This window comes from Rhizobium sp. CBN3, assembly GCF_030518245.1.
In the GTDB taxonomy this organism is placed as follows: Bacteria; Pseudomonadota; Alphaproteobacteria; order Rhizobiales; family Rhizobiaceae; genus Rhizobium; species Rhizobium aethiopicum_A.
Window position 1 is genome coordinate 12,616 of the sequence record NZ_JAULSE010000016.1, and the last position, 24,483, is coordinate 37,098.

Annotated in this window: 25 protein-coding genes; 7 read left to right on the forward strand and 18 right to left on the reverse strand. The window is 61.3% G+C overall.

Features of this window, described 5'->3' with window-relative positions; all coding sequences use genetic code 11:
* Positions 1-112: 112 nt before the first annotated feature.
* A complete protein-coding gene (locus QWJ46_RS22010; protein WP_302753864.1) occupies positions 113-1,639 on the reverse strand; it encodes an FAD-dependent oxidoreductase in 1,527 nt (508 codons plus the stop codon).
* A 44-nt stretch (positions 1,640-1,683) separates the two neighbouring features.
* On the opposite strand from QWJ46_RS22010, the gene QWJ46_RS22015 reads away from it, so the two are divergent.
* Positions 1,684-2,184: a MarR family winged helix-turn-helix transcriptional regulator gene (locus QWJ46_RS22015; protein WP_302753866.1), complete on the forward strand. Its 501-nt coding sequence runs from the start codon at positions 1,684-1,686 to the stop codon at positions 2,182-2,184.
* Positions 2,185-2,211: 27 nt separating this feature from the next.
* Here QWJ46_RS22015 and QWJ46_RS22020 read toward each other — a convergent pair whose 3' ends face one another.
* The 7 genes from QWJ46_RS22020 to QWJ46_RS22050 all read right to left on the reverse strand — a co-directional run bounded on the left by QWJ46_RS22020 (position 2,212) and on the right by QWJ46_RS22050 (position 8,698).
* On the reverse strand, positions 2,212-2,601 hold the full coding sequence (locus tag QWJ46_RS22020; protein WP_302753867.1) for a RidA family protein: 390 nt from the start codon (positions 2,599-2,601) through the stop codon (positions 2,212-2,214).
* Positions 2,602-2,644: 43 nt separating this feature from the next.
* Entirely contained in the window at positions 2,645-3,226 is a 582-nt protein-coding gene (locus tag QWJ46_RS22025) for an NAD(P)H-dependent oxidoreductase (protein ID WP_302753868.1), read from the reverse strand.
* Complete coding sequence (locus QWJ46_RS22030; protein WP_302753870.1) at positions 3,223-4,632, reverse strand: FAD-binding oxidoreductase; 1,410 nt, start codon at positions 4,630-4,632, stop codon at positions 3,223-3,225. The genes QWJ46_RS22025 and QWJ46_RS22030 overlap by 4 nt, the downstream gene beginning before the upstream one ends.
* A 1-nt stretch (position 4,633) precedes the next feature.
* Entirely contained in the window at positions 4,634-5,947 is a 1,314-nt protein-coding gene (locus QWJ46_RS22035; protein ID WP_302753871.1) for a cytosine deaminase, read from the reverse strand.
* A complete protein-coding gene (locus QWJ46_RS22040) occupies positions 5,947-6,789 on the reverse strand; it encodes an ABC transporter permease (protein WP_302753873.1) in 843 nt (280 codons plus the stop codon). The genes QWJ46_RS22035 and QWJ46_RS22040 overlap by 1 nt, the downstream gene beginning before the upstream one ends.
* Positions 6,789-7,613, reverse strand: a complete 825-nt coding sequence (locus tag QWJ46_RS22045; RefSeq protein WP_302753874.1) for an ABC transporter ATP-binding protein — start codon at positions 7,611-7,613, stop codon at positions 6,789-6,791. Before QWJ46_RS22045 ends, QWJ46_RS22040 begins: the two co-directional genes overlap by 1 nt.
* A gap of 68 nt (positions 7,614-7,681) precedes the next feature.
* Entirely contained in the window at positions 7,682-8,698 is a 1,017-nt protein-coding gene (locus QWJ46_RS22050; protein ID WP_302753875.1) for an ABC transporter substrate-binding protein, read from the reverse strand.
* A 183-nt stretch (positions 8,699-8,881) separates the two neighbouring features.
* Between QWJ46_RS22050 and QWJ46_RS22055 the strand changes: the two genes are divergently transcribed.
* The gene (locus tag QWJ46_RS22055) at positions 8,882-9,832 is read left to right on the forward strand and encodes a LysR family transcriptional regulator (RefSeq protein ID WP_302753877.1); all 951 of its coding nucleotides are present in this window, start codon (positions 8,882-8,884) and stop codon (positions 9,830-9,832) included.
* A gap of 9 nt (positions 9,833-9,841) precedes the next feature.
* On the opposite strand, the gene QWJ46_RS22060 is transcribed toward QWJ46_RS22055, so the two are convergent.
* Positions 9,842-10,639 (reverse strand): creatininase family protein, encoded by a 798-nt coding sequence (locus QWJ46_RS22060; protein ID WP_302753878.1) that lies wholly within the window; start codon positions 10,637-10,639, stop codon positions 9,842-9,844.
* A 235-nt stretch (positions 10,640-10,874) separates the two neighbouring features.
* Here QWJ46_RS22060 and QWJ46_RS22065 point away from each other — a divergent pair, with 235 nt between their 5' ends.
* Positions 10,875-11,354 (forward strand): DUF2938 domain-containing protein, encoded by a 480-nt coding sequence (locus tag QWJ46_RS22065; protein ID WP_302753880.1) that lies wholly within the window; start codon positions 10,875-10,877, stop codon positions 11,352-11,354.
* Between the two features lie 162 nt (positions 11,355-11,516).
* Here QWJ46_RS22065 and QWJ46_RS22070 read toward each other — a convergent pair whose 3' ends face one another.
* The 7 genes from QWJ46_RS22070 to QWJ46_RS22100 form a co-directional block, all read right to left on the reverse strand.
* Entirely contained in the window at positions 11,517-12,062 is a 546-nt protein-coding gene (locus tag QWJ46_RS22070; protein ID WP_302753882.1) for a nuclear transport factor 2 family protein, read from the reverse strand.
* Positions 12,063-12,134: 72 nt separating this feature from the next.
* Entirely contained in the window at positions 12,135-12,938 is an 804-nt protein-coding gene (locus QWJ46_RS22075; RefSeq protein WP_302753884.1) for an SDR family oxidoreductase, read from the reverse strand.
* 52 nt (positions 12,939-12,990) lie between these two features.
* On the reverse strand, positions 12,991-13,389 hold the full coding sequence (locus tag QWJ46_RS22080; RefSeq protein ID WP_302753886.1) for a heme-binding protein: 399 nt from the start codon (positions 13,387-13,389) through the stop codon (positions 12,991-12,993).
* Positions 13,390-13,559: 170 nt separating this feature from the next.
* Positions 13,560-14,447, reverse strand: a complete 888-nt coding sequence (locus tag QWJ46_RS22085; protein ID WP_302753888.1) for an AraC family transcriptional regulator — start codon at positions 14,445-14,447, stop codon at positions 13,560-13,562.
* A 350-nt stretch (positions 14,448-14,797) separates the two neighbouring features.
* Positions 14,798-15,439 carry a ThuA domain-containing protein gene (locus tag QWJ46_RS22090; protein WP_302753890.1) on the reverse strand — a complete coding sequence of 214 codons (642 nt, stop codon included), beginning with the start codon at positions 15,437-15,439 and terminating at the stop codon, positions 14,798-14,800.
* Positions 15,440-15,456: 17 nt separating this feature from the next.
* Entirely contained in the window at positions 15,457-16,557 is a 1,101-nt protein-coding gene (locus QWJ46_RS22095) for a Gfo/Idh/MocA family protein (RefSeq protein WP_302753892.1), read from the reverse strand.
* A gap of 32 nt (positions 16,558-16,589) precedes the next feature.
* Complete coding sequence (locus QWJ46_RS22100) at positions 16,590-17,789, reverse strand: ROK family transcriptional regulator (RefSeq protein WP_302753894.1); 1,200 nt, start codon at positions 17,787-17,789, stop codon at positions 16,590-16,592.
* Positions 17,790-17,988: 199 nt separating this feature from the next.
* On the opposite strand from QWJ46_RS22100, the gene QWJ46_RS22105 reads away from it, so the two are divergent.
* From QWJ46_RS22105 to QWJ46_RS22120, 4 genes are all read left to right on the forward strand, one after another.
* Positions 17,989-19,293, forward strand: a complete 1,305-nt coding sequence (locus tag QWJ46_RS22105; protein ID WP_302753896.1) for an extracellular solute-binding protein — start codon at positions 17,989-17,991, stop codon at positions 19,291-19,293.
* 81 nt (positions 19,294-19,374) lie between these two features.
* Entirely contained in the window at positions 19,375-20,313 is a 939-nt protein-coding gene (locus QWJ46_RS22110; protein ID WP_302753897.1) for a carbohydrate ABC transporter permease, read from the forward strand.
* Positions 20,306-21,154: a carbohydrate ABC transporter permease gene (locus tag QWJ46_RS22115; protein ID WP_097598546.1), complete on the forward strand. Its 849-nt coding sequence runs from the start codon at positions 20,306-20,308 to the stop codon at positions 21,152-21,154. Before QWJ46_RS22110 ends, QWJ46_RS22115 begins: the two co-directional genes overlap by 8 nt.
* Before the next feature lie 23 nt (positions 21,155-21,177).
* The gene (locus QWJ46_RS22120) at positions 21,178-22,251 is read left to right on the forward strand and encodes an ABC transporter ATP-binding protein (protein WP_302753900.1); all 1,074 of its coding nucleotides are present in this window, start codon (positions 21,178-21,180) and stop codon (positions 22,249-22,251) included.
* Between the two features lie 297 nt (positions 22,252-22,548).
* On the opposite strand, the gene kdgD is transcribed toward QWJ46_RS22120, so the two are convergent.
* Together kdgD and QWJ46_RS22130 are read right to left on the reverse strand one after the other, a co-directional pair.
* Entirely contained in the window at positions 22,549-23,475 is a 927-nt protein-coding gene (gene kdgD / locus QWJ46_RS22125; RefSeq protein WP_302753902.1) for a 5-dehydro-4-deoxyglucarate dehydratase, read from the reverse strand.
* A 32-nt stretch (positions 23,476-23,507) separates the two neighbouring features.
* Positions 23,508-24,482, reverse strand: coding sequence for a mannonate dehydratase (locus QWJ46_RS22130; RefSeq protein ID WP_302753904.1), 975 nt, complete (start codon positions 24,480-24,482; stop codon positions 23,508-23,510).
* Position 24,483 lies beyond the last annotated feature (1 nt).

Genomic DNA, 24,483 nt, shown 5'->3' on the forward strand with positions numbered 1-24,483 from the left:
GCCGGACCCGTATAGGCTCTGCCCGTGAGCTGGCGGCACCGAGGCTGACGACGGTGAAAACCGGAAGCGTTAGCCGCCGGTCCAACCGCTCGGATCGCCCCCTGCGGATTGCTCAGCAGGTTTCAGCATCGTGACGTTCCGCAGTCATGCCGAGGCCGACCTTGGCGAGATAGGCTTCCAGCGCTGAAGAGGCGCCGGATGCGACTATGGCGCCGATATAGCCGTCCGGACGCACGAGCACATGGTCGCCCGGTCTCAGGGCATAGACGCTGCGGAAATGTCCGCTTTCATCCAGGAGGTCGCCGCTCCGGCCGACTCTGTGGATGTGCAATCCCTTGCGCGGCGGCACGACTGTCTGGTCGACCTCGTAGCAGAGCAGGGTCCAATGGGCGCCCCTGAACATGTCGAACAGCCGCCTTGGCTGGCCGGCCGCACCGGCGAGCGGGGCATCCGGCGCGCGGTCGCCTGCAAGCAGACGGCCGCGGCGTTCCGGCTTCTCCAGCGCGACGGAGGATTCGGGATAGCCGATATCGAGCTGATGAACCTCGCGGCCACGTCTGACGTCACCGCGCTTCAGCGCATCGAGAAGTTTGGTCGCAAGGCCAAGCATCGCTGCGGCAATCGGGCGGCGCTCTTCCTCGTAGCTGTCGAGCAGTTGATCGGGGGCGCCGGCGACGACCGCAGCCAGTTTCCATCCGAGATTATAGGCATCCTGGACGCTGGTATTGAGGCCCTGGCCGCCGGTCGGCGGATGCGTATGCGCGGCATCGCCGACGAGAAAGATGCGGCCGAGCCGGTAGCGGTCGGAAAGCCGGGCGTTCATGGTGTAGGCCGAGGCCCAGGAGACCGACTGGACGTCAATATTCTCGCGGCCGGTGCGTTCCCTCACCAGGGCGGTCAGACCCGCTGCGGAAAGGTCGATCTCGCCTTCGAGAGGGATAGGTCCCTGGATCTGGAACAGATCGGTTCCCGCCAGCGGGCAAAGAGCCAGCTGTCGCTGCATGTCGCCTTCGTCAAAGCGATGCCAGGCGTCGCGATCGAGCCCCGTCAGCGCGACATCGGCGACGATGGCGCGCACGCCGAGCGTCTTGCCGGGAAAGCCGATATCCAGCGCGTGGCGTACAAAGCTGCGGCCGCCATCGGCGCCAACCAGCCATCGGACGCGAATGGTCTCGTCGCCGGATTGGCTATTGAGTTGCGCCGTCACGCCCGCCTCGTCCTGTTCGAAACCGATAAGCTCGCAGCCGAATTCCGGCCGGTGTCCCAGCTCGATGAGGCGCTCGCGCATCACCCTCTCGGTCAGAAACTGCGGCACCATCAGCGGAAGATGATAGGGCTCGGCAGGCGTCGCCTCCTCGAGCACCATGGCGTCGGAGTCGATGAAGCTTCCGTCGTTGCGATATTGCCGCTGCTTGGGATAGGCGCCGCCGAGCGCGACGATCCGGTCGAGGATACCTAGATCCTCGAAGACCTCCTGCGTTCGCGGCTGAATGCCCTTGCCGCGCGAGCCGCGGAAAGGGTCGTTTAGCTTTTCGATCAGGCGAAAAGATATACCACGCCGCGCCAGCTCTATCGCCAGCGTCAGCCCGGCTGCGCCGGCCCCTGATATCAGCACGTCGATTGTCGAATTCTCTGTCACTGTCGTCTCCATATGTGTATTATGCACATAATAGGAGAATCGAAATGTCGTCAACAGTAAATGTGCAAAATACACATATATCGGAAAAGCTGCGCGAACTGCATGGGGCTTTGATCGAAATCGTCAGCGTGATGAACCGGCCCCAGCGCGACGAGCAGATGGTGCGCGAAGCAGGTATTTCGCTCGATCGCGCCCTGTTTCCGCTGCTGGTGACGGTGGAACGCCTCGGCCCGATCGGCGTCGTCGAACTCGCCGACCGCGCCGGGCGCGACTACACCACTGTCAGTAGGCAGGTCGCCAAGCTCGAGAGCCTGGAGCTAGTCGAGCGTCGGGAAAGTGCCGCTGACCGCCGCGTTCGCGAGGCTGTCATCAGCCCGAAAGGCAAAGCGATGACGGACCGCATCGACGCCGCGCGCGAGCGGATGGGCCGCGCGATCTTCGCAAGCTGGGACGAGCACGATTTCAATGAGCTGGTGCGGCTAATGCGAAAATTTGCCAGCGATATCGGCGGTAGTGCTGAGGAGCCGCAGGGAGAGGGCGGCTGACGCGCGCGCTCCACAGGGCCTGCTTCATCAGAATACTTTGGCGGCCGTCACTTCGACTTCCACCAGAAAGTCAGGCCGGGTGAACCCGCTGACGATGATCAGCGTTGAGGCCGGCTTCGGATCCAAGGTATAGCGATCCCGCACCGCCATATAGGCCGGGAAATCCTCGCGTTTCGTCACAAAGGCCGAAATGCGGATGACGTCGGCAAAGCTCATCTCGGCCTCGGCGAGAATTGCCTTGATTGCCTCGAAGCAGAGTTCCGCTTGCGCACCGATATCCTCCGGCACGATCTCGTCGGGGCCGATGCCGAGCTGACCCGAGGTGACGAGCAGCGCGGCGCCCGGTGGCACCAATAGGCCGTGATTGTACTGTCCGAACGGGCGGCGGACGGATGAGGGATTGAAAACCTTCTTCATCGGCATTCCCTGCTTGAACGAGGTGTCGCTGCGGCTCGGATGTTCAGTAGCGCTCCATGGCGTTCTTCACCTTCTCCAGAAAGCGTGTCCGGCTTTCCTCAGTGCAGTTGTTCATGTCGTAGTGGGCAAGAAAGGTGACTGGCCGTAGCGGGTTGATCTGGGCTCGCAGCACGCGCTTGACGATCTTCTTCGGCGGATTGCCGGCCACAAAAGCCCGGAACGGCGTGGCGCCATAAGTCAGCACGGCGGCAAGCTTCCTGATATGGCGCAGCCGCGATTCCACCTTGCCGTCGACCAGTTCGAACGAGACGCCGGGAAGCCAGACGCGATCGAAATATCCCTTCAATATTGCGGGGAAGCCAAAATTCCAGATCGGCGTGACCAGCACCAGCCCTTCGGCCCGCTTCAGCCGCTCGACATAGGATTTCACCAGTTCGGTGTTGCCGGGATAGTCGTGATAGCTGAGCCGGTCATGCCGGGAAAGAACGGGATCGAAATTCTCGGCGTAAAGATCGCATCCGTCCACGTCGTGGCCGGCTTTGCGCAGGCTTGCTAGCGTCTGCTTGTAGAGGGCCTTGCCGTAGCTTTCCTCCACCGGATGCGAATGCAGCACGAGAACCCTCATGAGGCCTCCATAAGGCCTGCAAGGCCGGGGAAGAGATAGTTCTTGCCGGCATTGAAATCGAAGTCCGGGTTTTCCCAGGCGATCATCTTGCCGGGGTTGAGAAGACCCTTGGGGTCGGTTTCGTGCTTGAAGGCAAGCTGCACCTTGTCGGTGCGCTTCATGCCGCCTTCCTCGAGCGTGTAGCGGTGCGGGTTGAAGATCGGGCAGCCGTGATCCTGGTGGATCCGGATGATCTCTTCAAGGCGCTCTTCGGTGGTGTAGCGCACCAGCGGCAGGCCGGAGCACTGGATCTGCCCGTCGAACCGGATGAACTCCAGATGCCCCGGAACTTCGTCGCCGAAGATCTCCACCATCTTGGCGACCTTGGCCACGTGATCCGGCCCGGGATACTGAACCTGCAGATAGGTGAAGCCGGGATCGACTTTCAGCGCCCGCAGCGTCGTGTGGTTCCAGGCAAGTTCATAGGCATGCGGAATGCCTTTCATGCTCTCGACCTTGTCGGAGCGGAAGATCACTTCGCCCTTGTGGGCCGAGGTGAAGGCCAGGAAGGCATCCATTGCATGCGGCGCGATCATCAACACCACCACCGACTGCCCCTTGCGGATATAAGGCTTGTGGCGAGTGAAATAGTCGTGCGGGATCGGAGCGGCGATCGGGGCGATTTCCTTGACGAGGATGCCGTTGCACTTGGCCAGCGCGTCCGAAAAGCGCACGCAGGCCATGAAGTCATCGTAACCGACGAGAACATCGACCCAGTCATAGGCAGGCGCCAGCGGCATTTCGATCTCGGTGATGATGCCGTTGGTGCCGTAGGCATGGCTGACCTTCTGCAGGTCCCAGCCGGTGAGATCGAGCACGCGCGGCTCGGCCTCCATGGTGACGACGCGCAGGCGCAGAATATTGCCGAGATCGCGCAGGCCACCCCAGGTGATCGAGCCGACGCCGCCGGAGCCGCCGGCAATGAAGCCGCCGACCGTCGCCATCTGCGCCGTCGAGGGATGGAACCGCAGTTCCTGGCCGGAATGAGCCTTGGTCTGCTTGTCGAGCTGGGCAATGATGATGCCCGGCTCGCAGATCACCCGGCCAGGATGGATTCCCTTGATCTTGTCCATGGCCGCCAGATTGAGCACGATCCCGCCGGAAAGCGGCATCGCCTGGCCGTAATTGCCGGTGCCGCCGCCACGCGGCGTGACCGGCACGCCGTGCGCGAAGGCGACTTTCAACGTCCGGATGACCTCTTCTTCGTTTTTCGGCGTGACGACGAGGTCGGCCGTCACATTGTCGAGCTGCGCCTTCAGGATCGGCGAATACCAGTAGAAATCGCGGCTCTTCTGGCGCACCAGCGCCGGATTGTCTTCGATGGCGATGCCTTCGAGTTCTTGGCTGATCGTCTGATAATCCGGCATGTCAGGCTCCAACGACGCTGTCGAGTTCACGATAGTCCGGCAGGCTGCGGTCGATCACCTTGCCGCGACGAAGGACGACGCGGTCGGACTGCGGACGGGAAAGAAATTCGCTCCAGCGCCTGGCGCTGAAGAGAACGAGATCGGCCGATGCGCCGACGGCGATGCGCCCCATATCCGGCCGGCCGAGAATATCGGCCGGCGAGGTGGTGACGACACGCGCAGCCGTATTCAGCGGATGGTCGAGGTGCAGGATGCGGACCGCCTCGCGGAACACCTCCACCGCATCCAGATCGCCATAAGCATAGAAGGGATCGCGGGTATTGTCGGAGGCGACCGCGGTTGCAACGCCGGCCGCGGCCAGCTCCTTGAACAGGGTGACGCCGCGCCAGCGCGGTGTGCGGCCGGGATAGCGGTCCTGCAGATACGTGTTGCACATCGGCAGTGAGACGATGGCGACACCGGCCTCTGCGACAAGATCGACCGTGCGTTTTGCCGTCTCCTCGTCCTGGCGGGCGAGCGAGCAGCAATGGCCGGCCGTCACCTTGCCGGCGAAGCGGTTGCGCAGCACGGCTTGCGTGATCGCCTTCAGCGTTTCAGCAGCTGGATCGTCGGTCTCGTCGACATGAAGATCGACATCGAGGCCGTTATCGGCCGCAGCTCTGAACAGCATGTCGAGGTGGCTGTCGAGATCGCCGCTCATCCGGGTAACGCCGCCGATCAGCCCGCCCTTTTCGCGGACTACTGTGACGAGATCGGCGAAATAGGCCGCGTCCGCCATGTTTTCCATCGGAAACAGCGCCACCGCCTGTAAGGCGATCCTGTCCTTCCAGACATCGCGCATTTCGGCAAAGACTTCGAATGAAATGCGGTGCTGCGGCGCAAGGGAATCGAGATGGGTTCGAATGAGGCTGGTGCCGTGTGCGTAGGCAGATCGAAGAGAAAACTCCATGCGCTTCTTGACGTCGGCGGCTGACCAGTGCGCCTCGCGGTCTGCGCGCACGGCCTCCAGCGCTCCCGGGAATGTGCCGTCCGGATTGGCGTTGCGCGGCCAGATGTGGCCCTTGTCGAGGTGCGTGTGCATGTCTGCGAAGCAGGGCCAGACCATGCCCTCCTTCAGGTCGGACTTCGCCAATTCTACGGGCGCTCCGCCGGCCGGCAGCAGGGCGGAAATCACGCCGTCGGCGATGACGATATCGGCTCGGACGAGCCCCTCGACAACAGGCGCCTCATAACCGGCGACGGCAGCGGCAGGCAGGGTTGCGTTGCTCAGCACGAAGCGGCCGGCATTGGGCGGGGAGATGAAGGAATAGGTCATCAGTTTTCCCGTTTCAGGCTGCTTTCGTGCCAGCGGTGCAGGGCAAGCCACGAAATGAAGGAGGTGACGGCGAAGATCGCCACGCCGAGCAGCGAGAGCATCAGCAGCGCCGCAAAGAGGCGCGGAATATTGAGGCGATACTGCGCTTCGAGGAGCCGGAAGGCGAGACCGGAGCCGGCGCCCGCCGAGCCCGCGGCAAATTCGGCGACGACGGCTGCAATCAGCGCCAGGCCGCCGCCGATCCTGAGACCCGTCATGAAATAGGGTTGGGCGGCCGGCAGCTTGAGAAAGAGCAGCGTCTGCCAGCGCGAGGCGCCGTAGAGCTCGAACAGGTTGATGAGATTGTGGTCGACGCTTTTCAACCCCTGGACCATATTCGAAAGGATCGGGAAAAACGCTACCAGGAAGGCGCAGATCAGCAGCGCTACCTGTGTCGACGGCGCATAGATCAGGATGAGCGGCGAGATCGCCACGATTGGCGTGACCTGAAGAATGACCGCGAGCGGATAGAAGGCGAGTTCGATCCAGCGCGACTGCACGAGGAAGATCGCGAAACCGACGCCGCCGACGAGCGCCAGCATCAGCGACATCAGGGTGATCTCGGTGGTGACCCAGAGGGCAGGGGCAAGCGTGCCCCAATCCGTGACGAAAGCGTTGGCGACGGCCGCCGGACCCGGCAGGATATATGCCGGCACGCCGGACAGTCGGACATAGGCATACCAGATCAGGATCAGCGCCGCGATCACCAGCAGGGGGATCAAGATGCGCAGCGCCAGATCGCGGCTCCGGGCGCTTGCAGTGGTTTTGACAAGCAGCGGCGCTGCGGCCGGTTCGTCACTCATCAATGGTCCTCCACCGCGTTAATCGCCCCGATCAGCGAATGCGAGACCGTCTCGCAAGCTCTGCGGTATTCTTCCGAAGTGCGGTAATGAGCATCGCGTTCAAGGCTGGTCGTCAGCGGCAGATCGGCATGAACGCGCCCAGGTCTTGCCTTCATCACGACGATGCGGTTCGAGAGATAGGCGGATTCGAAGACCGAATGAGTGACGAAGATGACGGTGATGCCGGTCACCTTCCAGAGCCGCAGCACGTCGTCGTTCAGCCTCTGGCGGGTGATCTCATCAAGTGCTGCGAAGGGCTCATCCATCAGCAGGAGCTTCGGCCTGGTCACGAGCGCCCGGGCGATCGACACACGCATCTTCATGCCGCCGGAGAGTTCGCGCGGATAGGCGCTGGCGAAATCCTGAAGCCCGACGGTGCTCAGCGTCTCCAGGATCCGATCGTGCGCCGCAGCCTTCGAAACATGTTTCAGCTTCAGCGGCAGATGGACATTATCGAAGACGGTCTTCCAGGGCATCAGCGTCGGCTCCTGAAAGACGAAGCTGATATCGCCCTCGGGGAGACCCTTGGAGTTTATGCGCGAACTCGGCCAGTCGATCGCGCCCGAGGTGACATTGCCGAGGCCGGCAATGATGCGCAGCGCCGTGGATTTACCGCAGCCGGACGGACCGAGCAGACTGATGAACTCACCGCTTTCCACGGTCAGCGACATGTTCGAAAGGGCTACGGTTCCGCTGGAGAAGACTTTGGAAACAGATTGCATGACGACCAGCGGCCGCTTGCGCATCTCTTTCGGTGATAGGGCCTGAGCTTCTGCTAGGGGCATTGCCTGTCTCGTTCATGCAGGGGAATGATCCGCCGTGTTGGCGGCGGATCGCAGGCGGCGTGTGCGGCTTACTTCTTCATCGCCATTCCCGTGCCTTTGCAGACGAATTTCGTCGTGAAGGCCTTGGTGTAATCCGTCTCCGGCTTGAACACCTTGATTGCTACCATTTCGTCGAAGAAGGCCTTGTAATGCGCCTCGGTCAGGCAGCCGATGCCCTTGTCGAGGCTGTCTCCGGATTCGATGATGCCATATTCCTTCATCTTGGCGATGGAATAGGCGATCTGACCATCCGTCATTTCAGAATTGTCCTTCTTGATCAGTTCGTTGGCCTTGGTGTTGTCGCCGTAGAGATAGTGGTACCAGCCTTCGATCGAGGCATCGACGAAGCGCTGGACGAGATCGGGCTTGCTGTCGATCATCGCCTGCGTGGTGGTGATCATCGTCGAATAGGGAGAGTAGCCGTTGTCGGCGAGCAGGAAGACCTTCGGCTCGAAGCCCGCTTGCTTCTGAATCTCGTAGGGTTCCGAGGTGAGATAACCTTGCTGCGCGGAGTCCTTGTCGGCTAGGAAGGGCGCAGGGCTGAAATTGTAGGGCTTGTACTGCTCGTCCCTGAAGCCTTTGAAATTCGCCTTCATCCATTCGAAGTAGGTGAGATAGCCGTCCTTGCCGAGGAACAGCGTCTTGAGCTTGGCAAGATCTTCGAATTTTTCGATGCCGGCATCGGGATGCGCGATCAGCACCTGCGGATCCTTCTGGAAGATCGCCGCGACATCGACGAGCGGAATACCCTGCTCGACGGCCGAAATCTCGCCCTGCGGTCCACCCATGTAGAAATCGATTTTGCCGGAGATCAGAAGCGCGCTGTTGGCGGCGTTCGGGCCGCCCTGGACGATGGTGACGTCAAGGCCGTGTTTGGCATAGGTACCGTCGGCGACCGCCTGGTAGAAGCCGCCATGCTCGGCCTGCGCCAGCCAGTTGGTGCCATAGGTGACCTTGTCGGCCGCCTGAGCGGACGCGATGGAGGCAATCATGCCGCCAAGCGCGGCCAATGCGGAAAAGACCCTGTTCTTCTTTGTCATGGGCATGATCGACGTTCCCCTTCTGAGTTCGCAGCCGTCGCGGCGACGTCCGATTTTCTTCATAGGAGCCGTTGCTTTGCTCTTTGAAAAGCATCAAATTTCGTGCGCAATGATGCCTTTTCGGCATCTCACCGAAAGCCTGTGCCTAATTTGCGCTGCGTGCCTGATTTTTGTGCGACGAGGGTTCTGATGCTGCACTCAAGAAAACTTCTCTATATCAACGAGATTGCGCGTTCGGGCTCGATCCGCAAGGCGGCGGCACGGCTGAACGTGGCGTCTTCGGCGATCAATCGGCAGATCCTCGCGCTGGAGGAGGAAATGGGCGCGCCGCTCTTCGAACGCCTGCCGCGCGGATTGCGGCTCACCGCCGCCGGCGAGCTCTGTATCGAACATATTCGTGAGGTGCTGAAGAATTACGAGCGGCTGGAGGGGCGCATCCGCAGCCTGAAGATGCAGCAGGCGGGCAAGGTGCGGCTGGTGACGACGGTTGGCCTTGCTGCAGGGCCGCTCCCCGAAATCATCGCGCGGTTCCAGTCGGAGCATCCGCGCGTCTTCATGCAATTGCGCAACGACGCCGGCACGATGACGGTCAACCCGGTGCTTTCAGGTGAGGTGGATATCGGCCTCGGATTCAATATTCCGGCAACGCCCGGCATCCGCACCCTCGGCAATTTCGACATACCGATCGGCGTGGTTCTGCCGCCCGGTCACCATCTGATCGGTCCCGGCCCGATCAACCTGGCCGATATCGTCCAGGAGCGCCTCGTGCTGGCGCAGCAAGGGACCAGCCTGCGCGACGTGATCAATCTGGCTTTGGCGCGCCTCGACGTGCATGTCGAACCGGTGCTCGAAACCAATGCCTCGGAGATGCTGAAGAAGCTGGTCAGAACGGGGGCGGGGCTGACGATCCTGAACCCGCTCGATGTCATCACCGAATGCCGGCAGGGTGAACTGGTCTTCCGGCCGATCGCCGAGCCGCATGCGCGCCACCAGCCGATGAAGCTCTTTGCCCGCGCCCGCGCGCCGCTCGATTCCGCCACCAGCCTGTTCGTCGAGTACCTCCTGGCCGAACTGGCCGGCCTGGTGCAGGAGCTGCAGGCCAAGGGTCATATCGCGGCCTATGTTTCCGCCGCGATGTGAGCCACCGCCTTACTTCGAGTAGAGATTGGAAAGCGGGTAACGCTTCAGGTCATAGAGCAGCTCTATGAAGCCCTTGACCTGATGGCGGCAGATCGCTTCGCCCTTTTCGGCCGTCCCGAGCGACGCGTCGCCGACGACGCCGTTGGGATTGAGGTCGTGCGCGATCCAGGCGAGCGAATGCGGCGGCAGCGGCTGAAGGTATTTCGATTGCCCGCGCATCCATTCCGCCTTGGAGGTGAAATTCTGCGCCTTCTCCATCCGCACCAGATCAGGCCGGAAATGCAGCATCAGCGAAGTTTCCACCTCGCCGCCATGGATGCCGTATTTCAGCTCATGCTCGCCGATCATGCCTTCGGGGTGGCCGAAGCGGCCCCATTGCGTGGAGACGACGGCCATGGCGTAGCGCACGCGCAGCTCGCGCGCCACGATGCTCATGATATCGACATTGCCGCCATGCGAGTTGACGATCACCATCTTGCGGATGCCGGCTTCGGCAACCTTTGCGCCGATCGCGGTCCAGACCGGAATGAGCAGTTCGGCGCCGAGCGACAAGGTTCCCGGGCCGTAGATATGTTCATTGGCCTTGCCGATTTCCTGTGTCGGCAGCACCAGACAATCGAGATCGATGGGCTTCTGCTTGCGCAATTCGACGAGCATGCCATTGGCGATAGCCACGTCGGTAGCGACAGGTAGATGCGGCCCGTGCTGCTCGGTCGAGGCGATCGGCAGAACGGCGATGGTGGTGTCGGGAGACAAGCCGGCGAAGTCGTCGCTGACCAATTCGTTCCAGTAAAATGGCAGTGTCATTGCCGTTCGCCTCTCATTGCCGTTCGAGACTGTGAGTAGGGAATAACGCTACCTGCGAAAAGCATCAATTTGCGGCCGCACCGATGCCTTTTTGCGGATGATGGAGCAACGGCCCCGTCGAGGGCGCCTCTTGGCCGCAATGTCTCCGCGAATGTCTTGCCGAAACCATTGCGCAAGCGCGTCCGCAATGGTTCTCTGGCGCTTCTTCTATCACAACGCTCTCCGGTGATTCCCGATGTTCGATATCTTATGGCGCGGTCTGGCGATCGGCGCCGGCGCAACCATCCTCATGGACCTCTGGGCAATTGTGCTTGCCAAGTTCTTCGGTCAGCCGCCCGCCAATTGGGCGCCGGTCGGCCGCTGGTTCTGGCATCTCGGCCGCGGCAAGGTCTTTCATGACAGCATTGCCGATGCTGCGCCTTACGCGAATGAACTCGCTCTCGGCTGGATCAGCCATTACGTCGTCGGCATCCTCTATGGGGTGATCTTTGCGCTCATCATGGGAGAGGAATGGTTCGCCGCACCGACATTTCTTCCCGCCTGGATCTTCGGCATCGTCACCGTCGGGGCAGGGTGGTTCCTGCTGCAGCCGGGCCTCGGCCTCGGCTGGGCTGCTTCGAAACATCCAGAGCCGATGAAGGTCCGGTGTTTCAATCTGCTGGCGCATACGGTGTTTGCATTAGGACTTTATGGTACAGCGTTGATTTTGCGCTGAGATTAACGCTTGGCCATCATCCGTCCGCCCGGCACTCACCCGACTCGAGACCAGTAGCTCGACTGCAAGTGTTCGGGTGAGCAGGCAATCGCTCGGGGCGGCCATCAGCACGAACCGCACAACGCTGTCTCACCGCGCCGCCTAATTCACCCTAGGTAGGTTCTAATCGGCCGGCGTCACGCGGGTCCAGAACGCGTTGAAGACGACTGAATCGAAGAAAGCCGAGGCACGGACGATACGGCCGTCGCGCATGTCGAGGAACCAGGCATAGGTATTTGCATAGGGTTCTCCGTCACGGGCAATGCCGCGGGCATCGAAAAAGACAATCAAAGTGTCGCCGTCGGCGTATATGTTGCGGATCGCTGGCTTCAGCGGCGCCTTCATCCGAGCGTTAAACGGGCGGATCACCTCGCGCAAGAATGCCTCGCGGCTGGGATAGGTCTTCGATGCCAGCGAATAGCCCTCTATCGTCCAGCGGACGTCATCGGCCAGGAGGTCGTAAGGACTGCCCGTGCCGGCCGCCCACGATTCGAAGCCAGCTTCGACGGCTGCCTTGTTGCGGCGTTCGGTTTCAGTAAGAGACTGCGCTGCGCGGGCTTCGAGGCCGGCTGGAGCAAGAATGGTGGCGGCGATGCCGAGGGTTGCTTTGAAGATGCGCCTGGCCAGGGGTTGCGGCCGGCAGACGGGTGCCGTTACGGTGTAGGACATGGTTTTCTCCAGAGGATATACTTAGTGGGCGACACCCGTTGGGCGGGTGCCGCTTGCGGCGCAAGAAGCTGCTTAGATCTGGTTCTCCCAGGCTCTCAGTTGATGCTCCTTCAGCATGTCCTCGATGACCTTCGGAACGACGTTGCGGAACCTGCCGGTGTCAGCCGGAACGACTTCGATCATCCGGTCGATCATTTCCTTCGGGTCCATCTTGCCTTCGGGCGTCGCAAAGAAATCGTCGAAACCCTTTCGCAGATCTGCGCGCTTGGTGAAATTTTTGCTGTCATCCAGCCAGCGGAATGGATTGTCCGCCATGGTCTCGTTGTAGCCGGTGTAGTAGGCGCCGGGATTAATCGTCTGGATCTTGATGCCAAAAGGGGCGAGTTCCTGCTGCAGCGCTTCGGCGATCGATTCCAGCGCATGTTTGGTGGAGACATAGGTGCCCCAGTTGGCCGGCGTGAACAGGCCGCCCATCGACGACGTAAACACAACTTTGCCCTTCTTGCCTTCGCGCACCCATCTCTGCACAACCCCCTGGGTCAGCACCAGCGGCAGGAAGACGTTGACTTCGTAGTTCTTGCGAACAAGTTCGATCGGAATTTCCCAGACCGGGCCGGCTTCGCCCATGCCAGCATTGTTCCAAAGAACGTTAAAATCCCATCCCTGCGCCTGCTTGATATCGTAGGGATCGGTGAGGTCGAGACGCTCGACACGGACGTTTTTCAGGCCGAGGGCGGCGACCTCCTCGCGCAGCGGCGTCACCTGCGAGGAAACCTGCGTCGTCGCGATGATGCTGTGGCCGTTCTTTGCCATGCCGATGGCGGCACCCTTGCCGAAGCCTGAGCCTGCGCCAGTGATCAAGATGGTCTTATTCATGAGACATTCCTTCCGATGTTTCGGTTGATGGAAATCAGGTGTTCGCACAGCATCACGCGACGGCTGCAACCGCTGCCTGCGCGATTTCGAGATCCTGTGGAACCGCTCCGCCGGAAACGCCAACGGCGCCAATCACCGTGCCGTCGCGGGCAAAGAGCGAGATGCCGCCCGCAAAGGGCGTCAGGCCGCCATTGGATAGTTCGAGGGCATGGGCGGGAGCGCCGGGTTTGCAATATTCCCAGACCGCCTCGCTCGTCGTTTGAAACAATACGGCCGTCCGGGCTTTGCCCATGGCCAGATCGATCGAGCCCAGCACTGCGCCGTCCATTCGGCTAAAGGCCTTGAGATGCGCTCCGGCATCCAAGACCACGATGTTGACCGGCACACCGATATTATGAGCCTTCGCCTCACCTGCGGTGATGATCCTGCGAGCTTCGTCAATGGTAATCATCTCCTGTCTCCTCTTTTCGTTCAGGGGCTGGCGCGCCCCGCTCGATGAGACAGGTGTATAGGCGGAACCGGTTTTGCGGTATTTTCAGCTCTTGCTGCGCTATGTGCAAATCTTGCGCTCCGGCGTGCCGGCATGCATGAACGGCGAACTATTTCCGCAGGCGTAACCCACTAACCGGTGATGAGCGCGCGGTATTGGCCGGGCGTCAAGCCGGTCATCTTGCGGAAGACCCGGGTGAAATTCGCCTGCGATCCGAAGCCGGTATCGAGCGCGATCTCCACGAGCGAGGACCGTGCGAGCCGCAGCTTTTCCTTCGCCGCCTCGACCCGTCGCTCGGTGACGTAGCGATGCGGGGTCGAGCCGGTCGCCTTGCGAAACATGCGGGCAAAATGAAAGGGGCTGAGGCAAGCTTCCGCTGCAAGGTCATCCAGCGAGATTTCTGCTGCGATTCGGGCTTCGATGAAATCGAAGACGCGTTGCAGCCTCTTGGGGTCGACAGTTGGCGCCCGTTCGGCAGGTTGCCAGCGAACGGACGAATAGGTGCCGAGAAGGTGCGCCGCCAGTGCCATTTGAAGGCCGTCCAGGAAGAGGCGATCAGTAGGCTCAAGGCTTCTGTTCAACAAACCCCGAAAGAGCTGACCGATCTGCAGCACCGTAGGATCAGGGACGCCTCCCGCATACGCGAGCTGCACCTTGGCCGGGTCGATGTCGAAATTTGAAAGCGCGCTCTCGCCGACGAGCGACGGAGGTAGGAAGATGTGGAGGGACTCGGGCATGGTACCCATGATTTCCACGGCGCTCTCATGAACACCCGCCGGACATACCCAAGCGATGCCAGGGCGAGCGATCGCCTCCCGCCTGTGGCCGTCACCAGTCCACCTGATCTTCGACTGACCCGAGAGTAGGACGGCTATTTCCGTACATTCGAGTGTAAGATCGATCTGCCAACCCGGATCGAAATGCCTCAGCTCGACCTGAAGCGATGAGCAATCAACAAGCCCACCCACTCGCTCGCTCGTCCGATACTTTCTGTCCCCTTGCGATTCGACGAAAGACATGTCGCATCCACGCCGTGAAGATACACATAAATTCGAATTGCTCAGTCTCGGTCGGCCGGATGGGCCAAGTACGCCGCCATCAATCTGAAATCATATTTCATTTACGGAATGAATAACTTCGGGGGCGCGCCGCATTGCTGTCGGCGCGCAAGAATTGCGATCAGTATTTTTGGCCACATTTCGGGGAAGCGCAAGTCCCCTCGCAACAAGAGATACTCGCCGGCGGGCCATGGTCTCTCATGAAAACATCGCCGATGCTGAGTCCGCGTGCGGGGGTGAAAGACGGGTCGAGATCATTGGCTCGACCCGGAAAGGGCCAGGGTGAGGCAGTCAGTCGCAGGAGCTTCTTTTCACCGCGCCGCCCAATTCGCACCGCGCCGGAAGATCGTCTTCATCTCCGGCACCTCGAATTCCTTGGCCTGGTGGCCGAGCGAGGAGTAGAAGACGCGGCCCTTGCCATATTTGCGCTTCCAGACGACCGGCATGACGACGCCGTCGATCCAGTAGGCGTGTTCGCCGGTGAACTTCGTCGTTGCCAGAACCTCGTTCGACGGGTCGACATGCATGTAATATTGCTCCGACCTATAGGGGAAATCGGCAATCCCCTCCATCAGCGGATCGTCGGGGCGGGTGATGTTGACGGTATAGTCGATGATGTTGCCGGGGTGGGCCACCCACTGGCCGCCGATGATGAACTGATAGTCGACGGAGTCACGGAAGGCATCGCCCGCACCGCCATGATAGCCAGCGATGCCGACGCCGCTTTCGATCGCGGCGGCGAGGTTCTTGACCTCCTCCTTTTCGATCTTCGACATCGTCATGATCGGCACGACGAGGCTGAGGTCATGGACCGAAGGGTCGGCGAGCGCCTCGGTGCCGTGTTCGAGATAGACCTTGAAGCCGTCTTCCTCGAGCATGGTCTTGATGATTTCGGCGCATTCCTGCGGCTCATGCCCGCTCCAGCCACCCCAGACGATCAGTGCTTCACGCATTCTCTTTCCTCCTGAAATTATTTCGCCAGCCGTCCGTCGACGATGGACTCGGATAACGGGGCAGGGCGCTCCGTTGCCGTGGTGATCGTCACCGTCCGCCCGGTCTCGGACGCTGTATGGAAGGCTTCCATGACTTCGAGCACATGCAGCGCCAGATCGCCGTTGGCGCGGTGCGGCCGGTTCGAGCGGATCGCATGCGCCATGTCGGCGACGCCGAGCGAGCGGTAGTTGCCGTCGGCATAGGGCGCGTTAACCGGCTGGTCCTCGAAGGCGCCGCCCTTCTTCAGATATTCGACGGGGCCGGCAAACTTGTTGGGGTCGGGCACGACAAGCGTGCCCTCGGTTCCGTAGACTTCGAGCGGCACATGTTTGTGGCCGGCGACATCGAAGCTCATGGCGATCTGGACGACGGCGCCGTTGGCAAAAGCCATCATGCCGGCGACATGGGTCGGTACATGCACAGGAATGCGCTCGCCGTTGCGCGGTTCGCTGGTAATGAGCCGTTCGGCCCGCGGCGTCGTCGCAAAGCCTGCAACCTGCGCAACGGGCCCGAGAAGATTGACGAGATCGGTGATGTAATAGGGACCCATGTCGAGCATCGGCCCACCGCCGACTTCGTAAAAAAAGGCCGGATTCGGATGCCAGCGCTCATGGCCTGGGCACATGAAGCTTGCCGAGCCCCCGACCGGCTGGCCGATGACGCCCTGGTCGATCAAGGCGCGGGCCGTCTGGTGGCCGCCGCCGAGGAAGGTGTCGGGGGCAGCACCAATGCGCAGATTCCGCGCCTTGGCAGCCTCCGCCAATTTTTTCCCTTCCGCGAAATTAATCCCGAGCGGCTTTTCCGAATAGGTATGTTTGCCGGCCTCCAGCGCCTGCATCGCCACGGCGACATGGGCCTTCGGGATGGTCAGATTGACGATGATCTCGACCTTGGGATCGGCGAAAAGCTCTTCGACGGATTTGACGGCCACGTTGAATTCGGCAGCTTTTGCCTCTGCCAGTTCCCGGTTGAGATCGGCGACGCCGCGAATGTCGAGAATTGGGAAGGATGCCATCGCTGTGAGATAGGCGCCCGAAATATTACCGCATCCGATGATGCCGATACCGACCTTGTCCATGAATTCCTCCATTGATCTTGAGTGCGCGCTCCTCAGAGCGCCGGCCCTGTGGTGCTCCAGGGCGATTCGTAGAGTTCGTAGAGCGCCACGGCTGCGGCACCCTGCGCCCAGAAATCATCGCTCGAATCGTCGAAGACGAGTTCGCTGACCCCCTTCAGCGAGGGCGGGATGGCGAGCGCATAGGCGTCGCGCAGGCTGTTCAAAAACGGTTCGCCGAGCGCCAGGCTGGAGCCGACCAGAATGACGCGCGGCGGCGCAAACAGCGTGACGATGTTGGCGATGGTCAAGCCGACTGCCTCGCCGGCGCGGATGGCAGCGCCGATCAGCTGATCGTCATCGGCCTTGATCAGAGCTTGGGCATGGGTCATGCCGCGCCCGAGGCGGATCGCTTCGGCAAAACGCCCATCGGCCTGCTGTTCGCCGAGGATGGCGCTTTCGCCGGCCTGGCTGAAAAGCCGCACGATGCCGTTCGGTCCCATGCCGAGCACGAGGTCGCCGAGATTATGGCTGAGGCCGCCGGCGCCGCGGAACAGGCGGTTGCCGTGCAACACGCCAAGCCCCAGCGTCTGTTCCAGCGAAATCAACACCATATCCTCGAGATCCCTGGCTCTTCCGAACCAGTGATGGCCGAGCGTGATGGCATGGGCGTCGCTCTCGACGATGGTCGGCGTCGACAGCCGCGTCGACATCTCGGCGGCGAAATCGACATTGGTGTCGCGAAAGATCGGGCTGCTTCTGATGTAGCCGGTGCGGTGCTCGACGACGCCGGGAAAGCCGAGGCAGATGCTGTCGACATCTTCCAGCGACAGGCCGGCATCGACGACGCAGCGCCTGACCCCGTCCTCGACCAGATCGGCAATGACGCCGATCGGCTGCCGGTCGATGCGGATCGGCAAAGCGAGCTTCGACAGCACGTCGCCGCGAAAATTGGTGACGACGAAGACCATGCGGCTGGCGGCGATCTTGCCGCCGACGACGCGGGCGGCGTCGGGATTGAGCTCCAGCGCCACGCGCGGCCTGCCGCGCACCGCCTCGTTGCGGATATCGCCTTCATGACGCGGCAGAATCAGCCCATCATCGAGCAGCGAGGCGGTGATGGCCGAGACGGTTGTCGTCGAAAGTTCGGTCCGCTCGCTGATTTCGATGCGCGAGATCGGACCATGGCGCCTGATGGTGTCGAGCACGTTCAAGCGATTGATCGCGCGCATCAATTCTGGATCTGCAGTCTTCATGAAAATGTGCCGGCAGTCGTTTGGTTGGGCGGAAGCCAATATTTATAACGGGTTACGAATTAAATAGCAGGCAATTCCGCAGGGCTGTCAAGCGAATTTGGTAAAAATTAACGTATCGGGTTGACATCCGGCGCGAGGTCCGTTGAATTAATCCGCATAGGGGAAAAATTGTGAGGATAGGTCCCCTGGGAGGAAAATCATGAATTTCATGCTGAAGAACGCCGCTTTCGGCGGCAGGCGCATCGTATCCGTGGCCGCGGCAGCCGGCATGTTGCTGGCCGGAGCAGGGGCCGCCTCGGCGACGACGGTCGTCAAGTGGCTGCATCTTGAAACCGATCCGAAGAACGTCGCCGCCTGGGAAGACATCGTCAAGAAATACGAAGCCCAGCATCCCGACGTCGACATCCAGATGCAGTTTCTCGAAAACGAGGCCTTCAAGGCCAAGCTTCCCACGCTGCTGCAGTCCGACGACGTGCCGGATTTCTTTTTCAGCTGGGGCGGCGGCGTCCTGAAGCAGCAGTCCGAGACCGGCGCACTGCAGGATGTGACGGCAGCACTCGATGCCGATGGCGGCAAGCTGCGCAAGGCCTATACGCCCGCCTCGGTCGACGGCCTGACCTTCGACGGCAAGACCTGGGCGATCCCCTACAAGGTCGGCCTGGTGAGCTTCTTCTATAACAAGGCGCTGTTTGCCAAGGCAGGCGTCAAGGCCGAGGACATCAAGACCTGGACCGATTTTCTTGAGGCGGTGAAGAAGATCAAGGCGGCCGGTATCGTGCCGATCGCCGGCGGCGGCGGCGAGAAATGGCCGATCCACTTCTACTGGAGCTATCTCGTCATGCGTGAGGGCGGCCAGAAGGTCTTTGACGCGGCCAAAAAGGGCGAGGGCGAAGGCTTCCTCGATCCGGCCATCATCAAGGCCGGCGAAGATCTCGCCGAGCTCGGCAAGCTCGAACCTTTCCAGCCCGGCTATCTCGGCGCAACGTGGCCGCAGACGCTCGGCGTTTTCGGCGACGGCAAGGCGGCGATGATCCTCGGCTTCGAGGCGACCGAGGCCAACCAGCGCAAGAATGCCGGCGACGGCAAGGGGCTTTCGCCCGACAATATCGGCCGTTTCGTCTTCCCGACGGTTGAAGGCGGCGCCGGAAAGCCGACGGATACGCTTGGTGGCCTGAACGGCTGGGCGCTCACCAAGAAAGCCTCCAAGGAAGCGATCGATTTCCTCGCTTTCCTGACGAATGCGGACAACGAGCGGGCAATGGCCAAGGCCGGGATGCTCCTGCCTGTTGCCGTCGGCGCTGATGACGGCGTCGTCAACCCGCTGCTCGCCGAATCGGCCAAACAGCTTGCGGGTTCGACCTGGCATCAGAACTTCTTCGACCAGGATCTCGGTGCGGCCGTTGGCCGTGTCGTCAACGACGTCTCGGTGGAAATCGTCTCCGGACAGATGAACTCCAAGGACGGCGCCCAGATGATCCAGGATGCTTTCGAACTGGAACAATAACCAGCGCCCGCAGAACCTTCCGGCGCTCCTGCCAATCGGGAGCGCCGGCATCGCTGCCGACGAGATGCGAAAGCAGGAACCATGGCCAATATCTCAGTCCTATCGACACCGAGCGCCGCAACGCCGGCAAGACGAGCCGCAAACCGGAAGAGCTCGGTCGCCCACGACCGACTGACCGTGCTGTTGCTGTTTCTGCCGCCGGCGCTGCTGCTCTTCACGCTCTTCGTCATCATGCCGATGGGCGAGGCGGCCTGGTATAGCCTCTATAAGTGGAACGGTTACGGCACGCCGACAGAGTTCATCGCCCTCCGCAATTTCCAGGTCCTGTTCCGCAACGCGGCGTTTACCCAGGCGCTGGTCAATAACGGCCTGATCATCATCATCTCGATCTGCATCCAGGTGCCGCTCGCCATCTGGCTGGCCACCATGCTGGCGCACCGCATTCCCGGTGTCGTCGCTTACCGCCTGATCTTCTTCCTGCCCTATGTGCTGGCGGATGTTGCCGCAGGCCTCATCTGGCGCTTCGTCTATGACGGCGACTACGGCCTGTTTGCCGCCGTTTCCAGCTTCTTCGGCTTCGCCAATCCTTATGTGCTCGCCGACAAGGACGTGGCGATCTATGCCATCCTCGGGGTTATCGTCTGGAAGTATTTCGGCTTCCACATGATGCTGTTCATCGCCGGCCTGCAATCGGTCGACAAGAGCGTGCTGGAGGCGGCCGAGATCGACGGCGCCACCGGCTGGCAGAAGTTCCGTTACGTCACGCTGCCGCTCCTCGGCTCCACCCTGCGCCTTTCAATCTTCTTCGCCGTCGTCGGCTCCCTGCAGCTCTTCGACATGATCATGCCGCTGACCGGCGGCGGGCCGTCGAACTCGACGCAGACGATGGTCACCTTCCTCTATACCTACGGTGTCATGCGCATGCAGGTGGGTCTGGGCAGCGCCGTCGGCGTGGTGCTGTTCATCATCTGCGTGACACTCGCCTTCGGTTACAAAAGGATCTTCATGCGCCATGACTGATATGAGCTCTTCCATCCGCATGAGGACATCCACCCGCATCTATCTCTACGTATCGCTGAGCCTGATCGCCGCGATCGTACTGGTGCCGCTGCTGACGACGGCGCTCGGCGGCTTCAAGACGCTGGGGGATCTCCGCACCAATCCCTTCGGCCTGCCGACCGAATGGCAATGGGCGAACTACACCGACATCCTCTTCGGCGAGCGCTATTGGCTGCAGATCGGCAATTCGCTCGTCATTGCGGCGCTGACCGTGCTCTTGACGCTGATCGTCTCGTCGATGGCGGCTTTCGCCTTTGCCCATGTCCGCTTCTTCGGCTCGTCCTTCCTGCTCAATTATTTCCTGCTCGGCCTGATGTTTCCGGCGGCGACCGCGATCCTGCCGCTTTTCATCCGCATCCGCGATCTCGGCCTGCTGAACACCTATTGGGGCGTGGTTCTGCCGCAGGTCGCCTTCGGCCTCGGGATGAGCATTCTTCTGTTCAGGAACTATTTCCGCAACCTTCCGGAGGAGTTGTTCCAGGCGGCCTTTGTCGACGGCTGCGGTTATATGAGGTTCTTCTGGCATATCTCGCTGCCGCTCTCCCGTCCGATCGTCGCCACCGTCAGCATCATTTCCTTCGTCGGCAGTTGGAACAGCTACATCCTGCCGCTGATCATGCTGAACTCGGAATCCAAATATCCCTGGCCGCTCGGCATCATGGTCTATCGCGGTGAATTCGGCACGGAGTGGCAGCTGGTGCTGGCCTTCATCACCCTCACGATCCTTCCCACGATCATCGTTTTCTTTGTCGCCCAGAGACATATCATCGCCGGATTGACTGCCGGCGCCGTGAAGTCCTGAGCCGAACCGTTGGAGTTGCATCAATGGCATCCGTTGAACTGACAGATGTAAACAAGGCCTACGGCGCCGTCGACGTCATTCACGGCATTTCGCTTCATATCGAGGATGGCGAATTCGTCGCGCTCGTCGGCCCGTCCGGCTGTGGGAAGTCGACGCTGCTGCGAATGATCGCCGGTCTCGAGGAAATCACCGACGGCGAGATTGCCATCGGCGGCAATGTCGTCAACGCCATGACGCCGCGCGAGCGCAACATCGCCATGGTCTTCCAGTCCTATGCGCTCTATCCGCACATGACCGTCGCCGAAAACATGGGTTTCAATCTGAAGCTCGCCGGCGTTGCCAAAGCGGAGATCGAGGCCCGCGTCACTGAAGCCGCCCGTATGCTCGACCTCGCCAAGCTGCTCGACCGCAAGCCCGCCCAGCTTTCCGGCGGCCAGCGCCAGCGCGTCGCCATGGGCCGCGCCATCGTCCGCAACCCGGCCGTCTTCCTGTTCGATGAGCCGCTCTCCAACCTTGATGCGAAACTGCGCGTGCAGATGCGCTCGGAGATCAAGACACTGCACCAGAAGGTCCGGACGACCTCGATCTATGTCACCCACGACCAGATCGAGGCGATGACGCTCGCTGACCGCATCGTTGTGCTCAATCACGGCAAGGTGGAGCAGCAGGGAACACCGCTCGAACTCTATCGGAAGCCGGCCAATCTCTTCGTCGCCGCCTTCATCGGATCGCCGGCGATGAATATGCTGGAGGGCACAGTGGACGGTGAAAACGGCGAACCCGCCGCCCGCCTCGAAGACGGCACGGCGATCCGCATCGCGCCCGACCGCAAGGTCAAATCAGGTCAGGCCGTCACCATCGGCCTGCGCCCCGAACATCTGGTTCCCGGCATATCGGGCGGCACACCGCTTGCCGGCCGAACCATGCTGGTGGAACCGACGGGCGCCCAGACCCATGTGGTCTTCGACCTTGCCGGGCAGCAGGTAACGGCGATCGTCGACGGCGAATATCCCGCCCGCTACGGCGCCGTGTTCGAGGCCAGTATCGCCAGCGACCAGGTGCACATTTTCGATCGTGGGACTGGTGTGGCGCTGTAGGTGAGGGCGATAGGGCTGCGACATTTTCAGCCCGGGAGATTGCCGACATCAGCCCCTTATCCTGCGCTCTCCCCGGTGAACGGCGCGAGCGGACGTCTCATGAGATACGAGGCGAGGAACGCAGAGGGTGCGGCATAATCTCTTCTCCCCGCTGGGGAGAAGAGGGAATCGAGAAGTCGCGGCATATCCGCTTCACCCGCAAACGGCGTCCGAAACACGGCGCGAGACGTGTGGCTCGGCCCAGGCAGAGGTGGCGCCGTCGGATGAGGGCAGCCGTTGACGCGAACATCTCCGTTTTTATTCCGCCGCAATCCGTTCGATGCCGTTTGCTTGAATGATCTTTTCCAGGAGCGCGAGCTCTTCCGGGGTGAGATTCGTCAGCGGCGGGCGAACCGGTCCGGGGTTTTGCCCGAGCACCTGGAGGCCGGCCTTGATGATCGAGACGGCATAGCCCTTCTTGCGATTGCGCAGGGCGACGAAGGGGAAGAAGAAGCTCTTCAGGATCTCGTCGACGGTTGCCTGATCGCCGCTGCGCAAGGCGCCGTAAAAGCGCTGGGCGAGCGCCGGGACGAAGTTGAAGACGGCCGAGGAATAGGTCGTCACGCCGGCGGCGAAATAGGCCTGGGCATAGACCTCGTGGGTCGGCATGCCGCCGACATAGACGAGACGGTCGCCAAGCCGCGTTGTGATCTCGATGACCTTGTCGACATCGCCGACGCCATCCTTGAAGCCGATCAGGTTCGGGCATTCCTCGGCAAGCCGCGCGATGCTGTCGGCGGTCAGGATGGCATTGTCGCGGTTGTAGACGATGACGCCGATGCCGACCGATTGGCAGACCGCCTTGACATGGGCGATCAGGCCGGCCTGTTCGGCAAACATCAGATAGGGCGGCAGAAGCAGCAATCCGTCGGCGCCGGCCTTCTCGGCCGCCTGTGCGATCTCGATGGCAAGCGACGTGCCGTAGCCGGTTCCCGAGATGATCGGCGTCTTGCCGGCCGAGGCCTTGGCGGCTTTGACGACCGCAGGGATCTCGCTCGGATTGAGGGAGAAGAATTCGCCGGTGCCGCCGGCAGCAAACAGCGCGGCGGCGTCGTAACCGGCAAGCCACTCGACATGGCGGCGATACTTCGCTTCGTCGAATTTCAGCTGATCGTCGAAATGCGTGACCGGAAACGAGAGCAGACCACTGCCGACGGCCTTCTTCAATTCAATCGGGTTCATCATCAAGTCCTATTCCTTACGTGTTGAAAATCGTGTCAGGCGTTCTCGAGCACTTGCAGAAGTGCCGCGATGTAGCCGTAGCAGAAGGCAAATGCGGTGGCGGACGGATCCTGGCCGCTGACGGTCGGCACATGGTCGGGCATCAGCATGTATTTGTAGCCGACGTCCTTGTAGATCCTGGCCGAGCGGACCATGTCCATGTCGCCCTCGTCGGGAAAGGTCTCCATGAAAGACAGCTTGCCGCCGCGAATATTGCGGAAGTGGACGTTGAAGATCTTGTTGCGCTCACCGAACCAGCGAATGATGTCGTCGATCTCTTCGCGCGGATTTTCGAGCATCTCGCCGACCGAGCCCTGGCAGAAATTGAGGCCGTGATAGGGGTTTTCGCGCATCTGCACGAATTTCTTCAGGCCTTCCACCGTGCCGAGCACGCGCGTGACGCCGCGATAGCCGGGCGGCGTATAGGGGTCGTGCGGATGGCAGGCGAGCCGGACGCGATTGCTTTCGGCGACCGGCACGACCCGTTCGAGGAAATAATCGATCCGTTCCCAGTTTTCGTCCTCTGAGAGCACGCCGGCAAGGCCGGGGGCTGCCTGCTGATCCGTCTTCTCCCAGCGGAAGCTCGCATTCATCGAGCCGCCGCGTCCGGGTTCATCAGGCGTGCGCGGAATGCCGATCAGGTTGAGATTGTATTTGACCGCCGGAATGCCGGCCGCCGCGACATCCTCGATCATCTGGCAGACCGCATCGATCTGCCGGTCACGCTCAGGCCCGGCAAGCAGGATGTCGGGATAGGAGGCCTTCTCGATCGGCTGCGAGGGCAGGGGCAGCTGGATCATGTCGAGGATCAGGCCGAAGCTTTCCACCTTGTCGCGATGGCGTTCGATATCGGCAAGCGTCCAGCTGCTCGGCTTTCCCGGCGGATCGGCGCTGATATGCTTCACCCCCAATTGCGCGAAGATCCGATAATCGTCATCGTCGCGCGCCGCCACCTGTGTTCCAAGATACATC